Genomic DNA, 16,238 nt, shown 5'->3' with positions numbered 1-16,238 from the left:
CGTTAGCCGCGGCGCCTGAAGCTGCCCATAGGCTAACCGGGGTCACGGAACTCATTGGGCGCACCCGGGGCGACGGCGACGCTTACCGTCGCCTTCGTGGCGATATCGATGCCTTCGGTGGCGACTTCGGCAAGAAAGTCGATCTGCTCCTCGGTGATGGTATAAGGCGGCAGGAAGTACACCACGCTGCCCAGCGGGCGCAGCAGTGCGCCGCGTTGCAGTGCGTGCTGGTAGACCTTCAGGCCGCGTCGTTCCTGCCAGGGATACGGTGTCTTGCTTGTCTTGTCCTGGACCATTTCGATGGCAACGGCCATGCCGGTCTGACGCACTTCGGCCACCTGGGGATGGTCGACGAGATGCGCGGTGGCCTTCGTCATCCGATCCGCCAGGGCCTTGTTGGCTTCGATGACGCCGTCCTGCTCGAAGATGTCCAGCGTCGCCAGCGCCGCGGCACAGGCCAGCGGATTGCCGGTGTAGGTGTGCGAGTGGAGAAAGGCGCGCAAGGTCGAATAGTCGTCGTAGAACGCCTGATACAGCTTGTCGGTCGTCAGCACGGCGGCCATCGGCAGGTAGCCACCGGTCAGCGCCTTGGACAGGCAGAGGAAGTCGGGTGTGATGCCCGCCTGCTCGCAGGCGAACATGGTTCCGGTACGGCCGAAGCCGACGGCGATCTCGTCGTGGATCAGGTGTACGTCGTAGCGGTCGCAGGCCTCGCGCAGCAATTTGAGGTAGACCGGGTGATACATGCGCATGCCGCCAGCGCCCTGGATCAGCGGTTCGACGATCACGGCGGCGATGTGGTCATGGTGCTCGGCCAGGGTCTGCTCCATATGAGCGAACATGTTGCGCGAGTGTTCTTCCCAGCTCATGCCGTCGGGGCGCAGGTAGCAGTCCGGGCTGGCGACCTTGAAGGTGTCCAGCAGCAATGGCTTGTAGGTGTCGGTGAACAGCGCCACGTCGCCTACTGACATGGCCGCCACGGTTTCGCCGTGATAGCTGTTGGTCAGCGTGACGAAACGCTGTTTGTCAGGCTTTCCACTGTTGCGCCAGTAGTGGAAGCTCATCTTCAGCGCAACCTCGATGCCCGTCGAACCGTTGTCGGTATAAAACACCCGGTCGAGGCCTGCAGGTGTGATCCGCACCAGACGCTCGGACAGTTCGACCACAGGTTGGTGGCTGAATCCGGCGAGCATCACGTGTTCGAGTTGATCGAGCTGGTCCTTGATGCGCTGGTTGATGCGTGGGTTGGCATGACCGAATACGTTGACCCACCAGGAGCTGACCGCATCGAGATAACGTTTGCCATTGAAGTCTTCGAGCCAGACGCCGTCGCCGCGCCGAATGGGGATCAGCGGGAGTTGTTCGTGGTCTTTCATCTGGGTGCACGGGTGCCAGAGTACGGAAAGGTCACGCTGCATCCAGCTGTCGTTCAGGCTCATCATGGCTCCGTCGTGAAGGGGGATCGGCGCAGCCTAGCAGAAGTGGTCCGTACGGCTTAATCGTTTCCCGATCCATCTAGCCGATAGATAGGTAGAAACAAAAAAATGCGCGCCATTTCGATCTATTAGTCGTTAGGCTTGTGAGCACTTCAATCTTGGAACGCGGCCCCATGCAATGGCGTAATACCTCCGGTCACTATGGTCTGGTCAGCATCGTGATGCACTGGGTAGTGGCCGTTGTCGTGATCGGGCTTTTCGCGTTGGGCTATTGGATGGTGGGACTGACGTATTACAGCAGTTGGTATCGCACTGCGCCGGATATCCATAAGAGTGTCGGCCTGCTGCTGCTGGCCCTGATGGTGTTTCGAGTCATCTGGCGGGGCCTGAACCACGGTCCGCAGCCACTGGCTCAGCATGGAAGGCTGACACGCCTGGCGACCCGGGCAGGGCATGGCATTCTTTATTTCGGGCTGTTTGCCGTGATGATTTCCGGCTATCTGATCTCCACGGCCGATGGGCGCCCCATCAGCGTATTCGGCTGGTTCGAGGTGCCTGCGCTGATCACTTCGATTCCTAATCAGGAAGACATCGCAGGCCTGGTCCATGAATACCTGGCCTGGGCGCTGGTAATTCTCTCTGCCCTGCACGCCCTGGCGGCGCTGAAGCACCATTTCATCGATCGCGATGCGACGCTCAAACGAATGCTCGGCCGTGCCGATGCCTGATCACTACTCAAGGAGAACGCTATGTTGAAGAAAACCATTGCAGCACTGGCCCTGGGCTCGGCGCTTTTCGCCGGCCAAGTGCTCGCCGCCGATTACGCGATTGACACTAAAGGGCAACATGCCTTCGTCAATTTCAAGATCAGCCATCTCGGCTATAGCTGGCTGTGGGGCACCTTCAAGGAGTTCGATGGCAGCTTCAGTTTCGATGCCGAACAGCCGGAAGCGAGCCGCGTGAACGTCACGCTGCAGACCGCCAGCATCGACTCGAATCATGCCGAGCGTGACAAGCATCTGCGCAGCGACGATTTCCTCAATGTCTCCAAGCACCCGACCGCTACCTTCGAGTCCACGTCGGTCAAGTCGACGGGCGAGGGTACCGCTGACATTACCGGTAATCTCACGCTCAACGGCGTAACCAAGCCGGTGGTGATCGCGGCCAAGTTCCTCGGCGAGGGCAAAGATCCCTGGGGTGGCTACCGTGCGGGTTTCGAGGGCAGCACGACGCTAAAGCTGAAAGATTTCGATATCAAGATGGACCTTGGGCCTGCATCGCAAACCGTGGATCTGATCATCTCGGTTGAAGGCGTGCGCCAGTAACGGGCCGCGCGTGAATGCAAACGCCGGCGCAAGCCGGCGTTTTGCTTTCGGCAAGCCTGCGGCGGCCGGTCCGCAGGAGCGGTACGGGGTATCGAAAGCCACCTCATCCGAAAGGACAGCGATAGCGTTTAAGTCCTCATCTGGCTATTTACAAACAACGTTGCATGTAAGAATATTCGCTGCACTCTGCCATCCGAATTCGGCCAGGACGTTCGTCCCCTGGTTTGCCCGTACAAACGAGGTTTCCCCATGTCAATCAAGCCAGCCGGTGCTGCTCTGATCTCCCTTTTCGCCGTGGTAACGCTACTTGGCGGCTGTCAGGACAAAGAGGCGGAAGCGCCCGCCGCTCAGCAAGCACCGCAGGTCGGAGTGGTGACGCTCGAGGCAGAGTCCTTTGCCTTGACCACCGAACTGCCTGGCCGGGCTCAACCCTACCGCATTGCGGAAGTGCGCCCTCAGGTCGATGGCATCATTCAGAAGCGCATGTTTACCGAAGGCAGCGATGTCAAGGCGGGCCAGCAGCTGTATCAGATCGACGATGCGGTCTATCAGGCGGCATTCAAGAGTGCGCAGGCCAGCCTGGCTTCTGCCAAATCGCTGGCGGATCGCTATGCCCTGCTGGTTAAAGAGCAGGCGGTAAGCAAGCAGGCGTATGAAGAGGCTCGTGCGGCCAGCCTGCAAGCCGAAGCCAACCTCGAGCAGGCGCGTATCAACGTGCGCTACACCAAGGTTCTGGCGCCCATTTCGGGCCGTATTGGCCGCTCAGCCGTCACCGAAGGCGCCTTGGTCAACAACGGCCAGGCCCAGGAGCTGGCGGCTATCCAGCAGCTCGACCCCATCTACGTCGACGTGACCCAGCCCGCGCGCGAGTTGCTCAACCTGCGCCGAGACCTGGCAGAGGGCCGACTCGAGAAAGCGGGCGAAAATGCCGCCAAGGCGACCTTGACGCTGGAAGATGGCAGCGAATACGAACATGAAGGCAAGCTCGAATTTTCCGAAGTGTCGGTCGATGCCAGCACCGGCTCGGTTGTGCTGCGCGCCGTGTTTCCAAACCCGGACAAGCTGCTGTTGCCTGGCATGTTCGTTCATGCCCAACTGGTGGCTGGCGTGAGAAGCGAAGCCATCCTGGCGCCGCAGCAGGGTATCACCCGTACGCCCAGCGGCAACGCGACGGCACTGGTCGTCAACGCTGACAACAAGGTCGAACTCCGCCAGGTGGTGGCGTCCCGTACTGTGGGCAACCGCTGGCTGATCAACGAAGGCCTGAGCGCTGGCGATCGCCTGATCACCGAGGGGCTGCAGTTTATCCAGCCCGGTATCGAAGTCACGGCCGTGCCGGCTTCCAACGTTGCGTCCGCCCAGCCACAAGCCCAGTAAGGCTGAGCCAAGGATTATTGCCCAATGTCCAGATTCTTTATCGATCGCCCCATCTTCGCCTGGGTAATCGCCCTGGTGATCATGCTTGCCGGGGGATTGTCGATCCTGGGTTTGCCGGTCAACCAGTACCCCAGTATCGCGCCGCCGGCCGTCGGTATTTCGGTCAACTATCCAGGCGCTTCCGCCCAGACCGTGCAAGACACCGTGGTGCAGGTTATCGAGCAGCAGCTCAACGGTATTGACGGGTTGCGTTACATGTCATCGGAGAGCAACTCCGACGGTAGCATGTCGATCACCGTGACCTTCGAGCAGGGCACCGATCCGGATATCGCCCAGGTCCAGGTGCAGAACAAGCTGCAGCTGGCCACGCCGTTGTTGCCGCAGGAAGTCCAGCAACAGGGCATCCGGGTGACCAAGGCCGTGCGTAACTTCCTGATGGTCATCGGCGTGGTATCCGTCGACGGCAGCATGACCCGCGGCGACCTGTCGGACTACATCGTTTCGAACATTCAGGATCCGATTTCCCGGACTGCGGGCATTGGCGACTTCCAGGTGTTCGGCTCGCCCTACGCCATGCGAATCTGGCTCGATCCGGCCAAGCTGAATAACTTCGCGCTGACGCCTGTGGATGTGGGCGATGCCATTCGCGCGCAGAACGTCCAGGTATCGTCGGGGCAGTTCGGCGGCTTGCCAGCCGTTCCGGGCCAGCAGTTGAGCGCTACCATCATTGGCAAGACGCGCCTGCAGACTCCGGAGGAGTTTCGCGACATCCTGTTGAAGGTCAATAACGATGGCTCCCAGGTTCGTCTGGGGGATGTGGCTCGGGTGGAACTGGCCGAGCAGAGTTCGGCAATCAGCGCGCTGTACAACGGGATGCCGGCCTCGGCAATTGCCGTCAAGCTGGCGACAGGCGCCAACGCGCTGGAAACCGCCAAGGCCGTGCGCGCCACCATTGACGAGCTGAGACCTTTCTTCCCGCCGGGCATGGAGATCGTCTATCCCTACGATACGTCGCCAGTGGTTTCGGCATCGATCACCGGTGTGGTGCACACCTTGTTCGAAGCCATCGCCCTGGTCTTCCTGGTGATGTACCTGTTCCTGCAGAATTTCCGTGCGACATTGATCCCGACGCTGGCGGTGCCGGTGGTACTGCTCGGCACGTTCGGCGTGCTCGCGGCGTTCGGCTTCAGCGTCAACACCCTGACCATGTTCGCCATGGTGCTGGCGATCGGCTTGTTGGTGGACGATGCCATCGTCGTCGTCGAGAACGTCGAGCGGGTCATGGCCGAGGAGGGCTTGTCTCCACTCGAAGCGACACGAAAGTCGATGGGCCAGATCCAGGGGGCGCTGGTGGGCATCGGCCTGGTGCTGTCCGCCGTTTTCGTGCCGATGGCATTCTTCGGTGGCTCGACAGGCGTAATCTACCGGCAATTCGCGATCACCATCGCTTCGGCCATGACGCTCTCCGTTCTGGTGGCGCTGATATTCACACCGGCACTCTGTGCAACACTGCTCAAGCCCATCCCAATGGGGCATCAGCATGAGAAGCGAGGCTTCTTCGGCTGGTTCAACCGGACGTTTGAGCGGGGCGTGGGTGGCTACGAAAAGGGCGTGCGCAGCGTACTCAAGCGCAAGATTCCCTATCTGCTGCTGTATGTGGCGATCGTTGCGGCCATGGCCGTGCTGTTCACCAAGCTGCCGACCTCGTTCCTGCCTGAAGAAGACCAGGGCGTGCTCTTCGCCCAGGTCCAGACGCCGGCGGGCTCGACGGCTCAGCGCACCCAAAAGACCGTCGACGCCATGCGCGAGTATCTGCTGACCGAAGAATCGGACGTGGTGAACTCGGTATTCACCGTCACCGGTTTCAACTTCGCGGGTCGCGGCCAGAACTCGGCGATGGCGTTTATCGGCCTGAAACCCTGGGACCAGCGGACCGACGAAGGCCAGGATGTGGCGTCCCTTGCCCAGCGCGCGCAGCAGCGCTTCAATTCCTTCCGAGATGCCATGGTGTTTGCATTCGCACCGCCGGCGGTGATGGAACTGGGTAACGCCACCGGTTTCAACTTTTTCCTCCAGGACCGTGCGGGCGTTGGTCACGATGTGCTGATGAATGCGCGCAACCAGTTCCTGGGGCTTGCGGCTCAGCATCCGACGTTGATGGCCGTGCGCCCGAATGGGTTGAATGACGAACCGCAGTATCAACTGGATATCGATGACGAGAAGGCCAGGGTACTGGGCGTCTCGCTGGCGGCGATCAACAACACGCTATCGATCGGCTGGGGCTCGAGCTACGTCAACGATTTCATCGACCGTGGCCGGGTCAAGCGTGTCTATATGCAGGGCGAAGCCAGTTCACGAATGAACCCCGAAGATTTGGAGAAGTGGTTCGTTCGCAACGACGCCGGTGAAATGGTGCCATTCAGCGCGTTCGCCAGCGGCAAGTGGATCTACGGCTCTCCGAAGCTGTCGCGCTATAACGGCGTGTCGGCGATGGAGATTCTCGGACAGGCGGCGCCTGGCTACAGCTCCGGCGATGCGATGGCGGCGGTAGAGGAGCTGGCGCAACAACTGCCCGAAGGCGTGGGCATATCCTGGACGGGGCTGTCGTATGAAGAACGGCTCTCCGGTGACCAGGCGCCCGCGCTGTACGCGTTGTCGCTTTTGGTGGTGTTCCTCTGCCTAGCGGCGCTTTACGAGAGCTGGTCGATTCCGTTCGCGGTGATGTTGGTGGTGCCGCTGGGCGTCATCGGTGCGCTGCTTGCTACCCTGGGCCGTGGTTTGTCCAACGATGTATTCTTCCAGGTCGGCCTGCTGACCACCGTCGGTCTGACCGCCAAGAACGCGATTCTGATCGTCGAGTTCGCCAAGGATCTGCATGAACAGGGCATGAGCCGCTTCGATGCGGCGGTCCAGGCCTGTCGCATGCGCTTGCGACCGATTGTCATGACCTCTCTGGCCTTTACCCTCGGCGTGGTGCCGCTGGCGCTGGCGAGCGGGGCGGGCGCGGGCAGTTCGCATGCCATCGGTACCGGCGTCATTGGTGGCATGGTCACGGCCACCTTACTGGTCATTTTCTGGGTGCCGTTGTTCTACGTCCTGGTGTCTTCGCTGAGTGAGCGTAAAAAAGATGTCGCGGAATCGCCCAAGGGAGACGCGCAATGAACAAGTCGGCAATGACCCTGGCGCTGATGGCAGCGCTGAGCGGCTGCTCCCTGATTCCTGATTACCAGCAGCCAGATGCTCCTGTAGCGGCCCACTGGCCGGAAGGTGAGGCCTACCAAGGTGCTTCAGGCGCGACCCAGGGGCAGCAGAATCTGGATTGGGAGACGTTCTTCCGCGATCCAGCGCTGCGCCAACTGATCGGTGTGGCGCTGGAGAACAACCGCGATCTGCGTGTCGCGGCGTTGAACGTCGAGGCGTATCGCGCGCTGTATCGCATCCAGCGAGCCGACCTGCTGCCAGCCGTGAGCGCCGATGGCGCCGGCAGCCGTACCCGCACGCCGGGCGATCTCAACCAGACGGGGCGGAGCGCGATCAGCAGCCAGTACAGCGCGACGTTCGGCGTCTCCTGGGAGCTGGACCTGTTTGGTCGCCTCGGTAGTCTGCGTGAACAGGCGTTGCAAGAGTACTTCGCCACCGAGGCGGCGCAGCGCAGCGCGCAGATCAGCCTGATCGCCAGCGTGGCCAACGCCTGGCTGACGCTGCAGGCTGATCAGGCGCTGTTGCAGGTCAGCCGTGACACGCTGAAGACCTACGAGCAAAGCCTCAGTCTGACGCAGCACAGCTTCGATGTGGGCGTCGCTTCGGCGCTCGACTTGAGCCAGGCACGCAGCGCGGTGGATACCGCGCGGGTGCGAATCGAGCAGTACACGCGCCAGGTCGCGCAGGATCGCAACGCGCTGACGCTGCTGCTGGGGCAGAACATGCCTGCCGAGCTGCCTGCCGCTGGCGAGCTGGAGCGCGATCAGTTGGCGGCGCTGCCCATCGGGCTGCCGTCCGATCTGCTTCAGAAACGGCCCGACATCATCCAGGCCGAGCGTCAGCTCAGGGCAGCGAATGCGAACATCGGTGCGGCCCGCGCCGCGTTCTTTCCGAGCATCAGCCTGACCGGAGCGGCCGGCACGGCGAGCAGCGAGCTGTCTGGCTTGTTCGACGGTGGTTCCAGTTACTGGAATTTCTCGCCGAGCATCAGCGTGCCGATATTCAACGCCGGCCAGTTGCGCGCCAATCTCGACTATGCCGAAATCAGCCGCAACATCCAGGTGGCTCAATACGAGACGGCGATCCAGACCGCTTTCCGCGAGGTGGCCGATGGTTTGGCCGCGCAAGCCACTTATACGCGGCAAGTGCAGGCCCAACGTGACCTGCTCGATACCAGCGAAGATTACTTCCGGCTGGCGGAGCGACGTTACCGAACCGGTGTGGACAGCTACCTAACTCTGCTGGATGCCCAGCGTCAGTTGTTCGAGGTCCAGCAACAGTACATCACCGATCGCTTGGCGCAGATGACCAGCGAGGTCAATCTGTTCAAAGCGCTGGGGGGTGGCTGGGACATGCAGGCTGCCCCGATCCCCGGAGAGGGCTGATCGTCTTCGGCGACCATCGCCTGCACGGCCCTGACGGGCATGAACAAAAAGCCGCCCTACGAGGCGGCTTTTTTGTTCATGCGTTGCGGCTCAGCGATTGCGGGTCAGCAACGCCGGCTTCTCGCCACGGGGGCGAGTCGGAAGCTGCTCCAACTGCTCAGCGCTAGGCAGCCGGTCGAGCTTCGACTCCTTGTGGATGATCAGCGGCTGCTTTTCCTTCGGCTTGGCCGCGACCTCCTGGCGCGCGCCGCCTTCACTGTCGATCCGGCGACCCTCGTTCTTGCGTCGTGGCTGGCCATTGCGTGGCTGGCCCTGCCCCTGTCCCTGGCGTTTGCCTTTGCCTTTGCCAGCGCCGCCTGCCGGGGCTGCAGCGCCACGCGGGCCGGCCGCAGCGCGCGGCTGGCCGCCGCCTGGCTGAGCGGCCGCACCCGGACGCCGGCCGCGGCCCTGCTTGTTCTGATACGGGCTGACGTAGTCGACGCGGTTGCCGAAGTTGTCCAGCTCATCGTCGAGGAACACTTCCGGGTCGCGGTCGCTGGGCAGGCGCGGCGGACGACTGACCGGTGCGGCGGCGCCTGCTGTCGCCGGACTCGAACTGGCGGTGGCGGTGGCGGTGGCGTTTGCGTTGCGCGGCTTGTTCCGCCCGCGACGGTTGCGCTCGCGTTCCTTGGGCTCACCGCTGGACTCCGTCGCTTTGGCCGCGCGTGGCTTGCGTTCAGCATTGCGGGGCGGGCGCGGCTGACGGGGCTCACGCACTTCAGGCTTTTCCGCCTCGATGGTGCTGGCATCGAAACCCATCAGATCGCCGTCCGGAATCTTCTGCTTGGTCATCCGCTCGATGCCTTTGAGGAGCTTCTCCTCGTCGGGCGCGACCAGCGAGATGGCCTCGCCGCTGCGTCCGGCACGGCCGGTACGACCGATACGGTGCACATAGTCTTCCTCGACATTCGGCAGCTCGAAGTTGACCACGTGGGGCAATTGATCGATATCCAGGCCGCGTGCGGCGATATCGGTGGCGACCAGAATCCGCACCTGGTTGGCCTTGAAGTCAGCCAGTGCCTTGGTGCGCGCGTTCTGGCTCTTGTTGCCATGAATCGCCACGGCCGGAAGGCCGTGCTTGTCGAGATATTCGGCGAGGCGATTGGCGCCGTGCTTGGTACGGGTGAAAACCAATACCTGTTCCCAGGCGCCCTGAGTGATCAGGTGGGCCAGGAGCGCACGCTTGTGCGAAGCCGCGAGGCGGAATACACGCTGCTCGATACGCTCGACCGTGGTGTTCGGCGGGGTGACCTGGATCTTTTCCGGCTCGTGCAGCAGCTTGCCCGCCAGGTCGGTGATGTCCTTGGAGAAGGTTGCCGAAAAGAGCAGGTTCTGGCGCTTGGCCGGCAGTTTGGCCAGCACCTTCTTGACGTCGTGAATGAAGCCCATGTCGAGCATGCGGTCGGCTTCATCGAGGACCAGAATTTCCACGTGGGAAAGATCGATGGCCTTCTGGTTGGCCAGGTCCAGCAGGCGGCCTGGGCAGGCCACCAGTACGTCGACGCCTTTGGCCAGCGCCTGGACTTGCGGATTCATGCCGACGCCACCGAAGATCACTGCGCTTTTGAGCGGCAAGTCACGGGCGTACAGCTTGAAGCTGTCATGAACCTGGGCGGCAAGTTCGCGTGTCGGCGTCAGTACCAGCACGCGCGGTTGGCGCGGGCCGTGCCGATGTTCGCGATCGGGGTGGCCGCCCGGGAAGAGAATTTCAAGGACGGGGAGCGCAAAACCACCGGTCTTGCCGGTGCCCGTCTGTGCAGCGACCATCAGGTCGCGTCCTTGCAACACGGCGGGAATGGCCCGCTGTTGCACCGGTGTAGGCTGGGTGTAACCGGCGGCCTCGACGGCACCGGCCAAAGCCTCGGAGAGACCGAGGGAAGCAAAGGACATGAGAAATCCTGTCTTGTATAGGGCGTGGCCCTGGGATGATCATGCCTGGCTCGAATCGCGACTGGCGTGCGATCCCGTCCGGTCCTGCCGCATTGGAAGATGCTGCATCCGGGCGTAAGCCTGGCGGAAGCGCGGAGTATAACAAAGCTTGTTAACGCCGCATTGCTAGGACAGTGTGGCAGTTTGCAGGTTCATTGACCAGCTCTCTGTTTTTTTGCAGAGAGCTGGATCGATGGATCAGCGCACCAGCTTGAGGTTGTCCCAGATCGCCAGGCTGGGTTCGGCCTGGTTCAACGTGTAGAAGTGCAAGCCCGGCGCGCCGCCAGCCAGCAGCTTTTCGCACATTTCGCTGATCACCTGCTCGCCGAAGGCCTGGATGCTGTCCAGATCGTCGCCGTAGGACTCCAGTTGCTTGCGGACCCATCTCGGGATTTCCGCACCGCAGGCGTCCGAGAAGCGCGCCAGCTTGCTGTAGTTGGTGATCGGCATGATGCCCGGAACGATCGGCGTTTCGACGCCCAGCTTGCGCACACGCTCGACAAAATAGAAATAGCAGTCGGCGTTGAAGAAGTACTGGGTGATGGCGCTGTCGGCACCGGCTTTCGCCTTGCGGACGAAGTTGGCCAGGTCGGTCTCGAAGTTTCGCGCCTGCGGGTGCATTTCCGGATAGGCAGCGATCTCGATATGAAAATGGCTGCCCGTCTCGGCGCGAATGAATTCGACCAGTTCGTTGGCATAGCGCAGCTCGCCGCTGGCCATTCCCATGCCCGACGGCAGGTCGCCGCGCAGGGCGACGATGCGCTTGATCCCGGCGTCCTTGTACAGGTTGAGCAACTCGCGCAGCTCTTGCTTGTTGTCGCCGACGCAAGACAGGTGGGGTGCGGTCGGCACCTTCACATCGCCATCCAGTTGCAGCACCGTGTTCAGCGTGCGGTCGCGGGTCGATCCGCCAGCACCATAGGTGCAGGAGAAGAAATCCGGCTTGTATTCGGCCAGCCGGCGGGCGGTGGCCATGAGTTTTTCATGCCCGGCATCGGTCTTGGTGGGGAAGAACTCGAAGCTGATGGACGGGGTATTCGAAGACGTCATTTGTTTTTACCAAGCTTGAAGCCTGCAGAATGAAGCGCGAAGCCGGATCGACGTCGCGCGTTCAGCCACCAGCGATTAGTACCGATAGGTGTCGGGCTTGAACGGGCCTTCGACCGTGACGCCGATGTATTCGGCCTGGGTTGGCGTCAGGCGGGTGAGGACTCCACCGAAGCCCTTGACCATCTCGGCTGCCACCTCTTCGTCGAGCTTCTTCGGCAGAACCATGACGGTGACGTTCTTGGTCTTCTCGATGACCGGCAGGTCTGCGAACTTGCCGTTGAACAGATGCATCTGCGCGAGCACCTGATTGGCGAAGGAGCCGTCCATGATCCGGCTCGGGTGGCCGGTGGCGTTGCCCAGATTAACCAGACGCCCTTCGGCGAGCAGAATCAGGTAATCGTCGTTCTGCGCATCGAAGCTGCCGGCACCGGTGCGGTGAATCTTGTGCACCTGCGGCTTGACCTCTTCCCAGGCCCAGTTCTTGCGCATGAAGGCCGTGTCGATCTCGTTATCGAAGTGGCCGATATTGCAGACGACAGCGCGCTTCTTGAGCGCCTTGAGCATGCCCGCATCGCAGACGTTGGCGTTGCCGGTGGTGGTGACGATCAGGTCGATCTTGCCCAGCAGCGCGGTATCGATGCTGGCATCGGTGCCGTCGTTGAGACCATCCTTGTAGGGGGAAACCAGCTCGAAACCGTCCATGCAGGCCTGCATGGCGCAGATCGGGTCGACCTCCGAAACCTTGACGATCATGCCTTCCTGACGCAGCGACTGGGCCGAGCCCTTGCCTACGTCACCATAGCCGATGACCAGTGCCTGCTTGCCTGACAGCAAATGGTCGGTGGCGCGCTTGATGGCGTCGTTGAGGCTGTGGCGGCAGCCGTACTTGTTGTCGTTCTTGCTCTTGGTGACCGAGTCGTTGACGTTGATCGCCGGGATTTTCAGGGTGCCTTTCTTCAGCATGTCCTGCAGGCGATGCACGCCAGTGGTGGTCTCCTCGGTTACGCCGTGAACGCGCTCGAGCACCTGCGGATACTTGTCATGAATAATCTGGGTCAGGTCGCCGCCATCGTCCAGGATCATGTTCGCATCCCAGGGCTGGCCATCCTTGAGAATGGTCTGCTCGATGCACCACTCGTATTCTTCCTCGGTCTCGCCTTTCCAGGCGAACACCGGAATGCCGGCGGCGGCGATGGCGGCGGCGGCCTGGTCCTGGGTGGAGAAGATGTTGCAACTGGACCAGCGTACTTCGGCGCCGAGCGCAGTCAGCGTCTCGATCAGCACGGCGGTCTGGATGGTCATGTGGATGCAGCCCAGGATTTTCGCCCCTTTGAGCGGCTGCTCGCTGGCGTACTTGTGACGCAGGCCCATCAGGGCGGGCATTTCCGATTCGGCGATGATGATCTCGCGACGACCCCAGTCGGCCAGGGAAATGTCGGCGACCTTGAAATCGTTAAAACCAGCAGGCGTCATGACAGCGCTCATTGAAGAGTTCTCCATTCGTTTTGTGCGAATGGGCGCCGTTGATGCGTATGGTTAACGCCCCATCCGAGCCTGACAGGCTCCCGGAAGGAGTCCTGCTGCAGCGCCCCTCGGACAGGTGGCGGGCACGGCCGAACGGTGTCGGCGGTGTGAAGCTGGACGATTATAGCCGTGACCGCTCGCAATCCCAAGCCCGGCGCAGCGCCTTGATCAGTGACCGGCACGGCTGTCATGGGTGCAGATCCGACGTACCAGCCGACCGATGGTCAGGCCCTGAACCAGTATCGAGAACAGCACGACCAGGTAGGTGATATTGAGCAGCAGGTTGCGCTCTTCACTGGCTGGAAGCGCCAGGACCAGCGCCACCGAGATGCCGCCCCGTAGCCCGCCCCAGGTCAGGATACGTACCGTGCCGTTGGGCAGTGCGCGGCCCAGCCTGCGCAGCAGCAACGCGGGCGGACCGACCGCGGCCAGGCGCGTCGCGAGGATCAACAGCGTCACGCACAGAGCAATCAGCAGATAATGCGCACTGAACGGCAGCAGCACCAGCTCCATGCCGATCAGCACGAACAGCACGGCGTTGAGTATTTCATCGAGCAGCTCCCAGAAGTTGTCCAGGTTCGTGCGGGTGTGTTCCGACATCGCGTCGCGCCTTCCCTGGTTGCCGATGATCAGCCCAGCGACCACCATGGCGATCGGGCCGGAGACGTGCAGGTAGGTCGCCAGGGTATAGCCCCCCAGCACCAGCGCCAGCGTCAACAGCACCTCAACCTGGTATTGATCGATGCTCTTGAGCAGGGCGAACGTCAGGGCGCCGAGTACTGCACCGAGCAGGATGCCACCACCGGCTTCCTCGACGAACAGCCAGACCGCTTCGCCGACGCCCGGCGCCTGGCCCCGTGCCAGAACCCCCAGCAGCACCGTGAAGACCACTACGGCGACACCGTCGTTGAACAGCGACTCGCCCACGATTGTCGTTTCAAGCGCCTTCGGCGCGCCGGCCGAACGCATGATTCCGAGTACCGCGATAGGATCGGTTGGTGAGATCAGCGCGCCGAACAGCAGACAGTAGATCAGCGCAGGCTGCAGCCCGAACAGGTCGAGGAGCCACCAGCTGCCGAACCCGATCACGGCGGTGGAGAACAGGACGCCGACGGTGGCCAGCAATCCGATGGACCAGCGCCGGGCGCGCAGGTCCGCAAGGTTGATGTGCAGCGCGCCGGCGAACAGCAGGAATGACAGCATCCCGTCCATCAGCAGGTGGTTGAAGTCGATACGCCGTATCAGCGTTTCGATCTGTGCTTCGAATGCCGGCAGCCCCAGCATCGCCAGACCGTGCAGCGCAAGGGAGAATGCCAGCGCCGTCGCCATCACGCCGATGGTCGGCGGCAGGCCTATGAATCGGTAGTTGAGATAGGCGAGCAGTGCGGTGAGGCTGATGAAGATGGCTGAGAGTTCAAGCATGCGTTCCCCGAACAAGCGGCATTACAGGTGATGCAAAGTGGACCCGCCAGCGCAGTGATCGTGCCGGGCCAAGCGCCGGCGCCCCGGCGACCGAACTCGGCTTGTGGCAAGGGGGTCACACCAATAGGTTCGGTGAATCTCGCCGGCGCACGACCTCAGGAGCTGCCACATGACTCTCTTGTTCCGTTCCATTCTGCTTGCCCTGTCTGCCGCGTTCAGCCTGCCGGCAACCGCCAACTCCTGCTACGTCAGCGCCGACACATCGGGGGCCGTTCCACCGCCCGTGGTCACGGAGAAATGTTTCGAATATCAGGGCGTGGAAGACAAGTCGATCGACTGGGTATGCCAGGACAACGAGGCGATCGAAAACTCACGGCGGGAAATTCGTGACAGCTGCCCGACCGGGCATTTCGGGGTCTGCACCGCGGCTCTGACCCCGGAGACCCTGGCCAACGAGCGTGCCACCGGAACCCAGGCGGACAACGGCACCTTGCCGACCACCGTGCCCAAGGAGGCGCGAGTCGTGACCTACCACTATCAGGCGAGTGATCGTGCGCAGGCCAAGATCGATTGCGAGAGCGCAGGCGGTGAATGGTCGCAGTAGTCTCGTGACTGTTGGTGAAATGTCGCCTTGCGGGGATAATCGCTGGCCGTCGTATGTTCGAGTGGTTGAGTCATGAAGCTGTTGCCGTTGAGTTTGTCGCTGGTCGCCATTTTTGCCCTGGTCGGTTGCGACCGCATCGACCCCGATTCACCGCTTGGCAAGCGCAAGGCGATCTACCAGCAGATGCTCGACACCAAAGAGGATCTGGGCGGCATGCTGCGCGGTCGTCTGGAATTCAACTCGCAAGGTTTCGTCGATGGGGCGGCAAGGTTGGACGCGCTGTCCCGGCAGCCTTGGCAGCACTACCCGGACGTCAAGGAGGCGCAGAGTGATGCCCGCGAAGAGGTCTGGCAGCGGCAGGAACGCTTCAACCAGATGGCCCGCGAGCTGGAATCACGCACCGCAGCGCTGGTCGCGGCCACCGCCGAGGCACCCGTGACCGCTGAAAGCGTCGCGCCGGCTTTTCAACGGGTCGAAGACGCCTGTGAAGCCTGCCACAAGGAGTTCCGCGCCTATTGAAGCCGCCAGGCGTTGCCTGGATCAGCGCCTGGCGGCTTCGAGCTGCTCACGGGCGTGATCCAGGCGGCGCTTGCGCAGCTCGATCATTTGCGCATCGCCTGTTCCGAGTGCCTCGCGAAGTTGCGCTTCCCGTTCGCGGGCCAGGCGAGTCGCGCGCTCTATCTGGACGTGGTTCGGCTGTATCGGGACTACGCCGCGGCAGCGTTCGTTAAGGCTCGCCAAGCGTTCTTCCAGCCCTATCCGATGACTGTCGTCACCCTTGAGCCGCGCATCCTGGATTTGCTGGCCGAGTAGTTCGCGAGTTTCACCGCATGCCTCGGCGGGCTCGGGCGCAGCCATGCAGGCCTGCCAGCCGCAGGCGCCGATGGTCAAGAGGATCAAAACGCTTGGCCGGAACATGCGCACTCCTTTTATTGTTGAAGGTCTG

At 62.0% G+C, this 16,238-nt stretch carries 13 protein-coding genes and 1 riboswitch; of the genes, 7 read left to right on the top strand and 6 right to left on the bottom strand.

Annotated features, from left to right (window positions below):
* Window positions 1-32 precede the first annotated feature (32 nt).
* A complete protein-coding gene (locus tag GQA94_RS01410) occupies window positions 33-1,439 on the bottom strand; it encodes an adenosylmethionine--8-amino-7-oxononanoate transaminase (protein WP_158186384.1) in 1,407 nt (468 codons plus the stop codon).
* Window positions 1,440-1,609: 170 nt separating this feature from the next.
* On the opposite strand from GQA94_RS01410, the gene GQA94_RS01405 reads away from it, so the two are divergent.
* The 5 genes from GQA94_RS01405 (at window position 1,610) to adeC (ending at window position 8,724) form a co-directional block, all read left to right on the top strand.
* Window positions 1,610-2,164: a cytochrome b gene (locus GQA94_RS01405; protein WP_158186383.1), complete on the top strand. Its 555-nt coding sequence runs from the start codon at window positions 1,610-1,612 to the stop codon at window positions 2,162-2,164.
* A gap of 21 nt (window positions 2,165-2,185) precedes the next feature.
* Window positions 2,186-2,761, top strand: a complete 576-nt coding sequence (locus GQA94_RS01400; RefSeq protein ID WP_158186382.1) for a YceI family protein — start codon at window positions 2,186-2,188, stop codon at window positions 2,759-2,761.
* Window positions 2,762-3,010: 249 nt separating this feature from the next.
* Window positions 3,011-4,138, top strand: coding sequence for an efflux RND transporter periplasmic adaptor subunit (locus tag GQA94_RS01395; protein ID WP_158186381.1), 1,128 nt, complete (start codon window positions 3,011-3,013; stop codon window positions 4,136-4,138).
* Between the two features lie 24 nt (window positions 4,139-4,162).
* Complete coding sequence (locus GQA94_RS01390) at window positions 4,163-7,300, top strand: efflux RND transporter permease subunit (protein ID WP_158186380.1); 3,138 nt, start codon at window positions 4,163-4,165, stop codon at window positions 7,298-7,300.
* Window positions 7,297-8,724: an AdeC/AdeK/OprM family multidrug efflux complex outer membrane factor gene (adeC, locus tag GQA94_RS01385; RefSeq protein ID WP_158186379.1), complete on the top strand. Its 1,428-nt coding sequence runs from the start codon at window positions 7,297-7,299 to the stop codon at window positions 8,722-8,724. The genes GQA94_RS01390 and adeC overlap by 4 nt, the downstream gene beginning before the upstream one ends.
* A 90-nt stretch (window positions 8,725-8,814) precedes the next feature.
* Here adeC and GQA94_RS01380 read toward each other — a convergent pair whose 3' ends face one another.
* From GQA94_RS01380 to GQA94_RS01365, 4 genes are all read right to left on the bottom strand, one after another.
* Window positions 8,815-10,653 carry a DEAD/DEAH box helicase gene (locus GQA94_RS01380; protein ID WP_158186378.1) on the bottom strand — a complete coding sequence of 613 codons (1,839 nt, stop codon included), beginning with the start codon at window positions 10,651-10,653 and terminating at the stop codon, window positions 8,815-8,817.
* A gap of 237 nt (window positions 10,654-10,890) precedes the next feature.
* Window positions 10,891-11,742, bottom strand: coding sequence for a methylenetetrahydrofolate reductase [NAD(P)H] (gene metF / locus GQA94_RS01375; RefSeq protein ID WP_158186377.1), 852 nt, complete (start codon window positions 11,740-11,742; stop codon window positions 10,891-10,893).
* A gap of 75 nt (window positions 11,743-11,817) precedes the next feature.
* Window positions 11,818-13,227: an adenosylhomocysteinase gene (ahcY, locus tag GQA94_RS01370; RefSeq protein WP_158186376.1), complete on the bottom strand. Its 1,410-nt coding sequence runs from the start codon at window positions 13,225-13,227 to the stop codon at window positions 11,818-11,820.
* Between the two features lie 23 nt (window positions 13,228-13,250).
* A riboswitch (S-adenosyl-L-homocysteine riboswitch) is annotated at window positions 13,251-13,342 on the bottom strand.
* Window positions 13,343-13,434: 92 nt separating this feature from the next.
* Window positions 13,435-14,688 (bottom strand): cation:proton antiporter, encoded by a 1,254-nt coding sequence (locus GQA94_RS01365; protein WP_158186375.1) that lies wholly within the window; start codon window positions 14,686-14,688, stop codon window positions 13,435-13,437.
* 169 nt (window positions 14,689-14,857) lie between these two features.
* On the opposite strand from GQA94_RS01365, the gene GQA94_RS01360 reads away from it, so the two are divergent.
* Both GQA94_RS01360 and GQA94_RS01355 read left to right on the top strand, forming a co-directional pair.
* Window positions 14,858-15,292, top strand: a complete 435-nt coding sequence (locus tag GQA94_RS01360; RefSeq protein ID WP_158186374.1) for a hypothetical protein — start codon at window positions 14,858-14,860, stop codon at window positions 15,290-15,292.
* 72 nt (window positions 15,293-15,364) lie between these two features.
* Entirely contained in the window at window positions 15,365-15,811 is a 447-nt protein-coding gene (locus GQA94_RS01355) for a c-type cytochrome (protein ID WP_158186373.1), read from the top strand.
* 21 nt (window positions 15,812-15,832) lie between these two features.
* Here GQA94_RS01355 and GQA94_RS01350 read toward each other — a convergent pair whose 3' ends face one another.
* Window positions 15,833-16,210 carry a DUF1090 family protein gene (locus tag GQA94_RS01350; RefSeq protein WP_199270084.1) on the bottom strand — a complete coding sequence of 126 codons (378 nt, stop codon included), beginning with the start codon at window positions 16,208-16,210 and terminating at the stop codon, window positions 15,833-15,835.
* Window positions 16,211-16,238 lie beyond the last annotated feature (28 nt).

It is taken from the genome of Stutzerimonas stutzeri (genome assembly GCF_009789555.1).
Lineage (GTDB): Bacteria > Pseudomonadota > Gammaproteobacteria > Pseudomonadales > Pseudomonadaceae > Stutzerimonas > Stutzerimonas stutzeri_R.
Note: the sequence above shows the minus strand (reverse complement) of the source record. Positions and strands in the feature narration are given on the sequence as shown.

Coding starts and splice junctions, on each gene's coding strand:
- GQA94_RS01410 (WP_158186384.1), bottom strand. CDS start 1,439: ATGAGCCTGAACGACAGCTGGATGCAGCGTGACCTTTCCGTACTCTGG.
- GQA94_RS01405 (WP_158186383.1), top strand. CDS start 1,610: ATGCAATGGCGTAATACCTCCGGTCACTATGGTCTGGTCAGCATCGTG.
- GQA94_RS01400 (WP_158186382.1), top strand. CDS start 2,186: ATGTTGAAGAAAACCATTGCAGCACTGGCCCTGGGCTCGGCGCTTTTC.
- GQA94_RS01395 (WP_158186381.1), top strand. CDS start 3,011: ATGTCAATCAAGCCAGCCGGTGCTGCTCTGATCTCCCTTTTCGCCGTG.
- GQA94_RS01390 (WP_158186380.1), top strand. CDS start 4,163: ATGTCCAGATTCTTTATCGATCGCCCCATCTTCGCCTGGGTAATCGCC.
- adeC (WP_158186379.1), top strand. CDS start 7,297: ATGAACAAGTCGGCAATGACCCTGGCGCTGATGGCAGCGCTGAGCGGC.
- GQA94_RS01380 (WP_158186378.1), bottom strand. CDS start 10,653: ATGTCCTTTGCTTCCCTCGGTCTCTCCGAGGCTTTGGCCGGTGCCGTC.
- metF (WP_158186377.1), bottom strand. CDS start 11,742: ATGACGTCTTCGAATACCCCGTCCATCAGCTTCGAGTTCTTCCCCACC.
- ahcY (WP_158186376.1), bottom strand. CDS start 13,227: ATGAGCGCTGTCATGACGCCTGCTGGTTTTAACGATTTCAAGGTCGCC.
- GQA94_RS01365 (WP_158186375.1), bottom strand. CDS start 14,688: ATGCTTGAACTCTCAGCCATCTTCATCAGCCTCACCGCACTGCTCGCC.
- GQA94_RS01360 (WP_158186374.1), top strand. CDS start 14,858: ATGACTCTCTTGTTCCGTTCCATTCTGCTTGCCCTGTCTGCCGCGTTC.
- GQA94_RS01355 (WP_158186373.1), top strand. CDS start 15,365: ATGAAGCTGTTGCCGTTGAGTTTGTCGCTGGTCGCCATTTTTGCCCTG.
- GQA94_RS01350 (WP_199270084.1), bottom strand. CDS start 16,210: ATGTTCCGGCCAAGCGTTTTGATCCTCTTGACCATCGGCGCCTGCGGC.